The organism is Frankia sp. CeTa3Moorea, from assembly GCF_978021225.1.
In genome coordinates this window covers 1-10567 of record NZ_CDXDOR010000033.1, presented here as the reverse complement: position 1 = coordinate 10567, position 10567 = coordinate 1, and the positions used below count along the sequence as shown (strand labels likewise).

The window sequence follows — 10567 nt, the reverse complement described above, 5'->3', positions numbered from 1 at the left end:
CCTCGTTCACCACCAGGCGAAGCGGTAGCCGGACGTCCCACCCCCGGCCACCGCCCGCACCGACATCAGGACTTGACCAGGTCCGCGATGTTGCCGAGAACGGTGATCTGTCCGCCCTTGACCTGGTAGACGAACACGTTGGAGCCCTTGACCTCGCCGTTCGGCTCGAACGCCACGGTCTTCGTGATGCCGGGGAAGTTCACGGAACCGAACGCGCCGGCCACGGACTCCCGGGTGACGTCCTTGCCGAGCTTCTTGAAGACGTCCGCGAGGGCGAGTGTGGCGTCGTAGGCCTCACCGGAGTAGGTGCCGGGCTTCACCCCGTTGTTGACCTTCTTGTAGGACGCGACGAAGGACGCGGCCTTCGGGTCGGTGTTGGCGTCGCCGCAGGGGCAGGTGAGGTAGGCACCCTCGGCCGCGGCGGCCCCGGCCTGCGCGACGTACTGCGGGTCGAGCGAGCCGTCACCACTGATGATCTTTCCGGTGAAGCCCTTGCTCTTCAGCGCCTTCGACAGCAGCGCGAACTCGGGGTAGTAGCCGGAGTAGTAGAGGACCTCGGGCGCGGCGGCAATGATCTTCGTTGCCTCGGACGTGTAGTCCTTGGTCGGGTTGATGCCGTCGTGGGTCACGTTGACGCCCTTGGCCTTGAGCTCGGCCTCCAGCGCACCCGACAGGCCCGTGCCGTACTCGCTCTTGTCGTCCAGCGAGTACACCTTCGTCGCCTTGAGCACCGTGGCGATGTAGTCGGCCGCGGCCTTGCCCTGCACGGTGTCCGGGGCGATGACCCGGTAGAAGGTCTTGAAGCCCAGGGTAGTGAGCGCGGGGTTCGTCGCCGACGGGCTCACCGACAGCAGTCCGGCCTGGGTGTAGGCCGGCTCGCTCGCCTTGGTGGCGCCGGAGAACATCGGGCCGATCACCGCGACGACCTTGGAGTCATCGATCAGCTTCTGGGCGGCCGTCGGGCCCTGATCCGGCGAGCCACCGTCGTCGGACTCGGCGAGCTTGAGCTGGAACGGCGCGCTCGCATCCGCGTTGACCTCGGCGATCGCCGTCCGGACGCCGTAGAGGGCGTTCAGACCGAGCTGCTGGCTGTCGCCCGAGAGAACTCCCTGGAAGCCGATCGTGATGGTCTGCTTCCCGTTCGAGGACGAACCACTGTCACTCCCACAGGCCGCCGCGGTCAACGCCACGGTCGCGGCAAGGGCTATCACTCCCAGGAGCGGACGCCTACCCATGCAATTCCTCCTCCGGTCCCGCCGGACCCGACTCCGATGCCGTGGCCCGGCCCAGTCACCCCGACCCAGTCACCCCGATGCGCCCGGCCCGCGAGCCGGTGCGCCACCGCCTAGAGAATGACGGGCTGACCAGCATCAATTCGCACCGCCCCCCGGATGGGCGGGCCGGCGCACGGTGGACACGCCGACGCGATCCCGCGGAACCCGGCACCTCAGCATGGCTATGCCCAGACCGCCGGGCTGGTGCCCAGCTGTGCCGGCGGGGAGATCCAGCTCGGCGCGACGCCGGCCACAGTGGCGGCCGGGCGGATGTACGACAGGGGTCCGAACTCGCTGTTCATCGTGGCGCAGAACTCCTCGACATCCTCCCGGGTCGGGTCGGAGAGCGCGAGCGTGTCGTGGTGTCCCAGCCCCTGCAGCCAACGACCGGTACGGGCCAGGGACACACCGACGTGCCAGCTGCCCCCCTCGGTCGCCCGGCGCGCCAGCGCGTCCAGCACCCCGTAGACGGTGAGGTAGCCGGTCGCGTGATCGAGGGCCTGTGCCGGCAGCGGCACGGGGCGGTCGGACCCGGTCACCGCCGCGGCGGCGGTCGCGATGCCGGACGCGGTCTGGACCAGACTGTCGAACCCGCGCAGACCGCTCCAGGGGCCCTGCCGTCCGTACGCGGTGATGGTCGCGCAGACGATGCCCGGCCGGATCCTGGCGACCGCCTCCGGGCCGAAGCCGAGCCGGTCGAGGGCCATCGGCCGGTAGGCCTGGAGCACCACGTCCGCCGAGGCGATCAGCTCGCGCAGCCGGCGGGCGTCCGCGGCCACCCGCAGGTTGAGGAAGGCGTTGCGCTTGCCGAACCCGGTGTCGACGAGCACCGTGTGCACCTCCGGCAGGTGGGCGGCGCCGACCCGCAGGACGTCGGCTCCATAGGCGGCCAGCGTGCGACCGGCGACGGGACCGGCGATGACCCGGGTCAGGTCGAGCACCCGCAGACCCGCGGCCGGCGTCTCGGCCAGGGGCGCGGCGAGCACCGGGCCGTCGCCGAGCCGGCGCACCTCGACGAGGGGAAGCTCGTCGACCGCCCGGGCCTGCCGGTGCTCGCGCCATTCCCGCTCGCTGCGGGCCATGCTGGCGCACAGACCCATGGCGTGCAGCTCGAGTTCCAGCGGCTCGGCCTCGAAACGGCGGATGACCCGTTCGACGGCGGCGCGCTCGCCCGGCGTCCCAAGAAGATCCAGGATCCCGTTGCGGTGGTGCGGGAAGTTACAGTGCAGCTGGATCCACCGGTTGTCCCCGGTGCGGTAATACCCGGAGATCGCGTCCCACGGGCTCGGCGGTGGCTTGCCGGCCATCCGCAGGTACCGTTCGCTGCGGAAGACCGCGCTCGCGTGACGGGTGTCCACGGTGACCTCCGGCGGGGCCCCGCCGCCGCGGGCCGCGAGCAGGCGGCTGGCCCCGACAGCCGCGGCCGCCACCGACGCGGCCGCCATCATCGTCACCCGGTAGAGGCTGGGAAGGACGTCGGCGGGCCCGGTCACGGTCAGCCGCTCGGCGATGTCCGGATCCTGTACCAGCGACGCGACCTCGGTGACGATCTCCGAGTTCTGCCGTTGCCCCATCCACCCATCCTGTCCCACCCTGGCACGCACGCTGCGCCCCGAGCGCGCCATCGGCCGAACCGGAACAAGGCCGGCATGACCGACAAGACGATCTTGGGAGCCAAGAGCCGCAATGCACAGAAAATCCTACTTTGCGTGCTGTCCCGGCCTCCGGACTCTCGCTCGTCCCCCGGGCCGCCCAAGGCCCATTCTGGTCATGTGTAGGTACTTTCGCCATGACACGGGGCTCGCAGTCGCCCGGTCGGGTGGTCGGCAATGGCAGGAGACACCCCGTGCGCGTGCAACGCTCGCTGTACGAGGTGCTGGACGTGCCGCCCAGCGCCACCGCCGAGCAGATCCGGCATACCTACCGCGTGGCCGCCCGCCGCACCCATCCCGGCGGCCGGTGGTTCGTCACCGGCCTTCGATCGGGTCAGACCGGTAGCCGCACGCGTAGGGAACCGGCCGGGCGCCCGCCGCCGAGCACCGTGGGCGCCCCGAGCACGGCGAGCTGAGCGAAGTCGAGCTCCAGGTGCCCGGGGGCGTCCGGACCGGGAAGAGCACCCAGGCGGGTCAGCACGGCCAGCGCGACCGGGATGCCGGGCCGCCCGCTCCCATCCGCGATCTTGACCGCGACCACGTGACCCTCGGGCGTCGCCACCACCGTGACACCCTCGGCGCCGTTCTTCGCGACGACGCCGGGTACCGCCCGCATCAGGTCGGTGTCGGACCGGCCGACACCCCCGATCAGCTCGGGATGCGCCCGCATGGCGTTGATGACCCGCCGCTCGGGGCTGCCCGGCGCAGCCCGGACCATCGCCCGCAGTCCGCGGGCCAGGCCCGTGAGCGAGAACGCGAACAACGGGGCCCCGCACCCGTCCACGCTGGTCGCGACGATCTCCTCGCCGGCCAGCTCCTCGATCGTGCGCCGGATCACCTGCTGCAACGGATGATCGGGATCGGTGTAGTTCTCGATCGGCCAGCCGGCCGCCACGCAGCAGGCGATCATCCCCGCATGCTTGCCGGAGCAGTTCATCAGCACCGGCTCCGCGCGGCCCCCGGAGCGAAGGTGCGCCTGGGCCGCGGCCGGGCCCAACGGAAGATCGGCGGGACAGCGCAGGGTGTCGATGGAGACGCCCGCCACCGAGAGGATCTCCAGCACCCGCGCGAGATGCACCGGCTCGCCGCTGTGGGAACTCGACACGATGGCAAGCAGGTCACCGGGGATCTCCCGGCTCAGGAAGATGCCGTCCAGTCCGGCACGAAGCATCGCGGCGGCCTGAAGGGGCTTGACCGCCGACCGGGGAAAGATCGGGTGGTCGGGCACGCCGACGATGAGCGCACCGTCCCCGTCCCGACCGAGGCCGATGACGGTGCCGTGATGGCAACTCTCCACGAACGGCGCACCGCTGCGCAGCCCCCGGACAACCTCGGCGACCACCTGCGGGCCCTCCGGCGGCTGCATACAGCCAGCGTACGTCGGGCCTTCTCCCGCTCACCCGTTCTCGCCACCCGCCGAATCCGACGCTCGCCTCACGACGGCCGCATATCCTGGTGCCGTGCCTGCCTATGACTACCGCTGCCGGGTATGTGACGCATCGTTCGAGGTCCGCCGCAGCATGCACGAGTCCGTGCCGGACAGCGCGGTGAACTGCCCCTCCGGACACACCGAGACCTCGCGGATCTTCTCTGCGATCGCCGTCAGCCGCGGCTCGGCCACGCCGGCTCCGGCCATGGCCGCGCCGTCCGCCGGCGGGGGCGCGTGCTGCGGCGGTGGCTGCTGCGGCTGACGCCACCGTTCGCCCTGACGCCACCGTTCATCCGGGGTGGCTCACCCGGGGTGGCTCACCCGGGGTGGCGATGGATGCCCGCGGCCTGCGATTTCGTCGGCCCACGCGCCGCCCGGATCCGCGGGCCGACATCCACCTGACGGTCCCGCTGGCCGCCGCACGCGGCGGCCCGGTCCTCCACCAGCCGCCGTCGCAACAGCCGCAGGGTATCTTCCCGCTCGGTCTGATCCAGACCGGCGACGAGGGTCTGCAGCAGATCACCTGATCCGGGTCGTTGGTCGCCATAGCCGAACCCACTCGTACCCATGGGCGTGTCCTACCCAGGCCACCGGCGTGTCACGCAGTCCCGGGCCCACGGGAACAAGGCACCGGGCCACCGTCGTCTCCGCCACGCCTCCCGCACCCCCCGCAGCCGAGCGCGGACGACCCGGCGATCGATGGCCCGCGGGCCGAGCACCATGATCCATGCGATACCCAGCGCCCACAGGCCGGCGAGGGCACCGAAGGCAAAAACGTTGAAGGCTCCGATCATCGCGAAGCCGACGAGCAGCAGAACGCTCGCGGCGAGCCCGCCACCCACGGGTGTTTCTATACCCCGCCGGCTACGGCGTCATACCGACTACTTCATGATGTTGGTCATATTACGGGTCATCGGACGGATTCAGTGACGCCGTGACTCCACGTGGGGAGGGCCGGGTCGCAGTACCCGCCACAGCGCGCCCAACGAGGTGAACTGGATGTCGGGCGGCGCACCGGCGACCTCGTCAACCACCCGGTCCGGGGCGTGCTGATGACGTAGATGATCCATGATCTCGTCACGATTGGCGGGGAAGACCGCCCGGCCGAGCCAGCGGGCGAGCTCGGAGCGTTCCTCGACGTCCACCGGCGTCATCCCGGCCGGCGCACCGACCCGCGACCCAGCGGCATCCAGGTTCTGCGGGCCACCGGTCGCTTCCTCGGGGAACGGTTCAGCGGAGCGCCATTCCTCCGCCCGCGTGTCCCGCCCGGCCCGCACGAGCCCCTCGACCTCGTGCGCCATGATGTCATCGCGCACAGGGCCGTGCTTGGTGCTTCCGCGATCCACTGCCATGTTCTCGTTCCTTTCCGCTGTTTCAGTGGTGCGCGCTGACGGACGAAGCAAACCCGCGATCAGGCCACCCGGCATCGCCGGCCAGCAGATGTTCACGGCCAGCGATGGGCGGGAACACCGGCATCCATGGTGCGGATACCCCACAACATGCTGGTCGGACCCGCCGAATGCCTGGAGCGGGCCGAAGCTCTCGACCCGGTGGCAGTAAAGATCCGTGACATGGTCCGCCGTTCCCTGCACGACGGCACCATCCGGGACACCCTGCACGGCGTGCCGCTCGGCCACCCGCTGCATCCGGCGCTCGCCCAGCTCCCCATCGGAACCTGGATCTCCGCGGGGATCGTGGACCTGCTCGCAGGACGTCACGAGGAGTCCGAACGGGCGGCCCGGGTGCTGATCGCCACGGGGTTGCTCGCGGCGGTCTCGGCCGCCGCCGCCGGCCTCGCCGACTACTCTGAGCTGCATGAGCGCCAGCTGCGGGTCGGGGTGGCGCACGCCGCGACGAACAGTCTGGCGGCCTGCTGCTACGCCGCCTCGCTCGGCATCCGGTCGCGTGGCAACAGCCGCCTCGGCCGTCGTCTCGCGCTGCTCGGCCTCGCCGCGGCCAGCACGTCGGCCTACCTCGGCGGTCATCTGGCCTACCGGCAGGCGTCGGGGGTCAACCACGCCGAGGAGGTACCCCACCTGCTGCCGCCCGGTTGGCATCCGCTCGCCCTTCTGGACGAACTTGCGGACGGCCGACCCGAGGTGCGGCTGTTGCGGGATGTGCCGGTCGTCCTCCTCCGGAAAGGAGACCACGTCGACGTACTGGCCGGCCGGTGCAGCCACCTGTCCGGACCACTGCACAAGGGAGAGATCATCCGAAGAGACGGCTTCACCTGCCTGCGCTGCCCCTGGCACGGCAGCACCTTCCGGGTGGCGGACGGCGCGGTGGTGCATGGTCCCGCGACCGCGCCCCAGCCGCGGTTCGATGTGTGGATCTCCGATGGTGAGGTCCGGGTACGGCTACCCGGGGCGGGATAGCTACCGCGGGATAGCTAACTGGGGCGGGATAGCGTCGAGGGGCTGTCCGCCGCGGAGCGGGGCGTCCCGGCTGCCGGGCCGGTTGCCGGGACTCCGTCCGGGCTGGCGGCGCCAGCCGAGCGCTGTAGGCCCGCGCGGTCCGGGCCCGGGCGCCCGGTGGTGGCCATCTCGCCCACCCCGTAGAGCGCATAGGCTTTCCGGATCACCGGCCGGGCCACGTTGCGGACCGGCACCCCACCGGCCGTCGTCCCGTGCTCCGAACCGGCATGGGCGTGACCGTGCAGCGCAAGGCAGGCGGCTCCCGCGTCCACCGCCTCGGCAAGGTGGTAGCTGCCGAGAAACGGGAAGATCTCGGTTCGCTCGCCGATGAGCGTGCCTGGTACCGGGGCATAGTGCATCAAAGCTACGCGGACTTCGCAATCCAGACTTTCCAGCGCGCCACGCAGCCGGGATCCGGCGTCCTTCGTGTGCCGGATGAAAGCCTTCATCAGTGGTTCGCCGAAGTCGCTTCCGCTGGCCCCGGCGAACCCCCCGCCGAATCCCTTGACGCCGGCGATTCCGAGACGGCGGCCGTCGATGTCGAGGACCGTGCCGCCGCCTTCGAGGACGGTCACGCCAGCGTCGGTCAGCATTTCGGTGATCTCGTTCTCGGCACCGCCGTGGTAGTCGTGATTACCCAGGACGGCGACGACGGGCACCCCGGCGTCCGCCACCTCGGCCGCGACGATCTCGGCCTCGGCCGGCAGCCCCCGCTGAGTGAGATCACCGGCCAGCAGCAGCACGTCCGCCCGACCGGCAAGTCCACGCAGCAGGGGTGCGAAGGTTCCGCGGCTGTCCACGCCCAGGTGGATGTCGCCGACGGCGGCAATTCTGATCATGAGATGGTCTCCACGTTCGGCGGTGCCTCGGTCGGCATCCCCCGATCCGCGATGGTGACCTCGTTACTCACCAGGCGTCCGGGAAGCGCCTCGGCGAGCACATCCGCGACGGCCCGGCGGCGGGCGTCCGTGGCGACCTCACCCTCGACCAGGATCTGCTGGCCATCCACCACCACCTCCAGCCCGAGCTCGGCCACCCTCGGATCCTCGGCGAGGCGTTCGTGCAGGTCACCGGCGAGGTACTCATCAGCCTCGGTGAGGTCCAGTACCCCGTACCCGGCGGTGTCGGCGACCCGCTTCGCGGTCCCGGCCTGCTCCGCCGCACCCGCTGGCACCGCCCCACCCGCTGGCACCAACGGGCCGTGCGGACGTGAACCCGTGGGGGTGCCCCCGGCCGACGGAGCACCTTCGGCAGACGGAGCACCTTCGGCCGACACCGCACGACCGGCGGCCGGGATCAGGTTGAGCCGGGTGGCCACGAGCAGGGCCGCCTCGGCGAAGGGGGAAGTGGCCGTCGCGCGACGCACCTGATCCCAGTCGACCTGCTCCCGCATCGCTCTGATCATCGGTATCACGCGAGCGAGATCACAGTACCGTTCCTCCAGGGCCAGCAGGGTCATCTCAAACCAGTCGGTGGCATCCAGCACGGGCATGCGCACCGAGTCCACCGACATCTCGCTGGACCGCTCCAGCATCTGCTGGGTCACCGCCCGACCCACCGGATGGTGGATGAGATCGACCAGCACCTCGCCGTCGAACACCTTGGTGAGCCAGTCCTCGGGTGAGTCGACCGGGCGCAGGCCGGCGTTCGCGAGCACCTCGACCGCCCGCGGCACGTCGTCCTCGCGCAGCATGAAATCCACGTCGTGGACCGGCTCGGGGCCGCCCCGGGCCCAGCAGGCGTAGCTGCCCCCGAGAGCGAACGGGATGCCCGCCTCCTTCAGGGTCACAGCCACGCGTTTCAGACTCTCCCGTAGGCCTCTGGGCGCATCCTCCATACCGCTGCCCGTACCCGCGGGAACCACGCGATGCACCTCGCGTACCCCACCGGAGTCGGGCGGCAGGTGGCTGTCGCGATTGCGACACCCCTAAATGACTACCTCGAAGCGGTGACAAGACTACTACAGAAGCATGGGGGTGTCCGGCTATCCGTAGTTATAATTTCACTACATGCCACAAGAGTTACCACTTCGACGCCTGATAGGCACCTGAATCTCACAGCTTGACGACACCGAGCGTCGACATGAGCGATGATGACCTTCGCGGCAAGCCTGTCGCCCGCCTACTTCGACACCGGATTGGAAGCGAACCCTGAACACGCGCACACGATCCGACCAGTTGGCCAGGGCCCTCGGAGGGGAAACAGCCGCACCGGAGAACTCCGGCGAACGTCTCCCTGGACAACGCGCCACTGGGCCGGCCACCCTGACCTCGCGGCCGGTCGCCCCGGGCGGCCACGGCGTGGTCGACCTGTCCAGCCATCCCGGCCAGCTGGCCCGCCGGCTCCAGCAGGTGACCTATCAGCTCTGGACCACCACCGTCTCAACCGAGACGACGCCTCCGCAGTTCGTGGTCCTCAACAGCCTGCTCGCTGATCCCGATATTGATCAGCGCACGCTCGGAGAACGAGCCTCCCTGGATCGGTCGACGGTGGCCGATGTGGTGGCGAGGCTCGTGCAGCGTGGGCTCATCCGCCGGGTCCGTGACCCGCGTGATGGCCGGCGCAATGTCCTGCGGCTGACCAAGCGGGGAGAGTCGACCCACGGCCAGGTGGCGGACCGCATCGACCAGATGAACGACAAGCTGCTGGCGCCGCTGTCCGAGGAGGAACAGACCGCCCTGTTGTCGATGTTGGCCCGCATCGTCGACCAGGATAGGCCCTATTAACACAGTGCGGGGTCGCTACTCATCGCCTAAGGTCGATGACGGTCGGCAGTTATACGATCTCACCGGCACCGAGGACGATGCAGCGGCCCCGTCGGCGCGGCACAGGACATCACGGTCGCTGCCCCCGCGCTCCCAGCAAACCGCCCTTTGACCTGCCCGCGGTACGACTCACGGTCATCGGGCTCGTCGTTCTCGCGGCCGGCACCTTCGGTATCGCCGCCTCGTAGCTGCCCACCGGCCGCGAGACCGCCCGACCCGCACCGCCGTCCACCACGAGCCGCGCCGGACGGCGGGTACCCTCGGCGCGACGCGATGAAGACGACGGGCGGACGATGACGATGAACGGGCAAAGACGACGGGCGGACAAAGACGACGGACGAAGGTCGGACGTAGACCGGTCCGAGGAGGACACCCGTGACACCGCCTGACACCGCGGCCCTGGTGCTCCGGGTCATCGTGGGTCTCACCCTGGTCGCGCACGGCTACAACCACGTCTTCGGACCGGGCGGGATCAAAGGGACGGCCGGCTGGTTCGAGAGCATGGGGCTGCGGCCGGGCATCGTGCACGCCTGGGCGTCGGGACTGATCGAGATCGCGGCCGGTTTCGGGCTGCTCTTCGGGTTCCTCACCCCGTTCAGCGCAGGCGGGATCATCGGCACCATGGTGGTGGCCGGCGTGACCGCCCATCGCAACAACGGGTTCTTCATCTTCAGGCCGGGCCAGGGCTACGAATACGTCTTGATGATCGCGGTGGTCTGCGCGGCAATCGGCATCCTGGGACCGGGCAAGGCGTCGCTGGACCATGCGATCGGCATCGACCTGGACGGCTGGGCCGGCGGGCTGATCGCGATCGTGCTCGGCGTGGGAGGCGCGGCGCTCCTGCTCGCCACCGCTTGGCGGCCGAACAAGCCGGCTGTGAACGAGCCCGAATCCAGCAGCGTCTGATCGATCCGACCACGACCCGCCATCGTGCTCATCGCCACCACCACTCCTCCCCATCCCCGTCGCCGCCGTAGCCGCCATCACGGTCATCACCGTTGGCCATCCGGCCTCCCCGTCCGTCAGATCGTCG

General features: G+C 70.1%; 12 protein-coding genes. 4 read left to right on the top strand and 8 right to left on the bottom strand.

Translation table 11 applies throughout. The features are described from left to right. Window positions 1–65: 65 nt before the first annotated feature. The 3 genes from AC08OV_RS08660 to AC08OV_RS08650 form a co-directional block, all read right to left on the bottom strand. On the bottom strand, window positions 66–1235 hold the full coding sequence (locus tag AC08OV_RS08660; RefSeq protein WP_476612504.1) for a branched-chain amino acid ABC transporter substrate-binding protein: 1170 nt from the start codon (window positions 1233–1235) through the stop codon (window positions 66–68). 221 nt (window positions 1236–1456) lie between these two features. Further along, window positions 1457–2848 (bottom strand): CoA transferase, encoded by a 1392-nt coding sequence (locus tag AC08OV_RS08655; protein WP_476612503.1) that lies wholly within the window; start codon window positions 2846–2848, stop codon window positions 1457–1459. Between the two features lie 412 nt (window positions 2849–3260). Next, window positions 3261–4292, bottom strand: a complete 1032-nt coding sequence (locus AC08OV_RS08650) for an asparaginase (RefSeq protein ID WP_476612502.1) — start codon at window positions 4290–4292, stop codon at window positions 3261–3263. Window positions 4293–4386: 94 nt separating this feature from the next. Here AC08OV_RS08650 and AC08OV_RS08645 point away from each other — a divergent pair, with 94 nt between their 5' ends. Next, on the top strand, window positions 4387–4617 hold the full coding sequence (locus AC08OV_RS08645; RefSeq protein ID WP_476612501.1) for an FmdB family zinc ribbon protein: 231 nt from the start codon (window positions 4387–4389) through the stop codon (window positions 4615–4617). A gap of 55 nt (window positions 4618–4672) precedes the next feature. Here AC08OV_RS08645 and AC08OV_RS08640 read toward each other — a convergent pair whose 3' ends face one another. The 3 genes from AC08OV_RS08640 to AC08OV_RS08630 form a co-directional block, all read right to left on the bottom strand. Continuing rightward, on the bottom strand, window positions 4673–4924 hold the full coding sequence (locus AC08OV_RS08640; RefSeq protein WP_476612500.1) for a hypothetical protein: 252 nt from the start codon (window positions 4922–4924) through the stop codon (window positions 4673–4675). 9 nt (window positions 4925–4933) lie between these two features. Next, complete coding sequence (locus tag AC08OV_RS08635; protein WP_476612499.1) at window positions 4934–5197, bottom strand: hypothetical protein; 264 nt, start codon at window positions 5195–5197, stop codon at window positions 4934–4936. A gap of 81 nt (window positions 5198–5278) precedes the next feature. After that, a complete protein-coding gene (locus tag AC08OV_RS08630) occupies window positions 5279–5707 on the bottom strand; it encodes a DUF2795 domain-containing protein (protein ID WP_476612498.1) in 429 nt (142 codons plus the stop codon). 147 nt (window positions 5708–5854) lie between these two features. Here AC08OV_RS08630 and AC08OV_RS08625 point away from each other — a divergent pair, with 147 nt between their 5' ends. Beyond that, window positions 5855–6730: a Rieske (2Fe-2S) protein gene (locus tag AC08OV_RS08625; RefSeq protein ID WP_476612497.1), complete on the top strand. Its 876-nt coding sequence runs from the start codon at window positions 5855–5857 to the stop codon at window positions 6728–6730. Between the two features lie 14 nt (window positions 6731–6744). On the opposite strand, the gene AC08OV_RS08620 is transcribed toward AC08OV_RS08625, so the two are convergent. Together AC08OV_RS08620 and AC08OV_RS08615 are read right to left on the bottom strand one after the other, a co-directional pair. Then, window positions 6745–7608 (bottom strand): metallophosphoesterase family protein, encoded by an 864-nt coding sequence (locus AC08OV_RS08620; RefSeq protein WP_476612496.1) that lies wholly within the window; start codon window positions 7606–7608, stop codon window positions 6745–6747. Further along, on the bottom strand, window positions 7605–8606 hold the full coding sequence (locus AC08OV_RS08615; protein WP_476612495.1) for a nucleotidyltransferase: 1002 nt from the start codon (window positions 8604–8606) through the stop codon (window positions 7605–7607). Before AC08OV_RS08615 ends, AC08OV_RS08620 begins: the two co-directional genes overlap by 4 nt. A gap of 340 nt (window positions 8607–8946) precedes the next feature. Between AC08OV_RS08615 and AC08OV_RS08610 the strand changes: the two genes are divergently transcribed. Together AC08OV_RS08610 and AC08OV_RS08605 are read left to right on the top strand one after the other, a co-directional pair. Continuing rightward, window positions 8947–9495: a MarR family winged helix-turn-helix transcriptional regulator gene (locus AC08OV_RS08610; protein WP_476594352.1), complete on the top strand. Its 549-nt coding sequence runs from the start codon at window positions 8947–8949 to the stop codon at window positions 9493–9495. 414 nt (window positions 9496–9909) lie between these two features. Further along, the gene (locus AC08OV_RS08605; RefSeq protein WP_476612494.1) at window positions 9910–10440 is read left to right on the top strand and encodes a DoxX family protein; all 531 of its coding nucleotides are present in this window, start codon (window positions 9910–9912) and stop codon (window positions 10438–10440) included. Window positions 10441–10567: the final 127 nt, after the last annotated feature.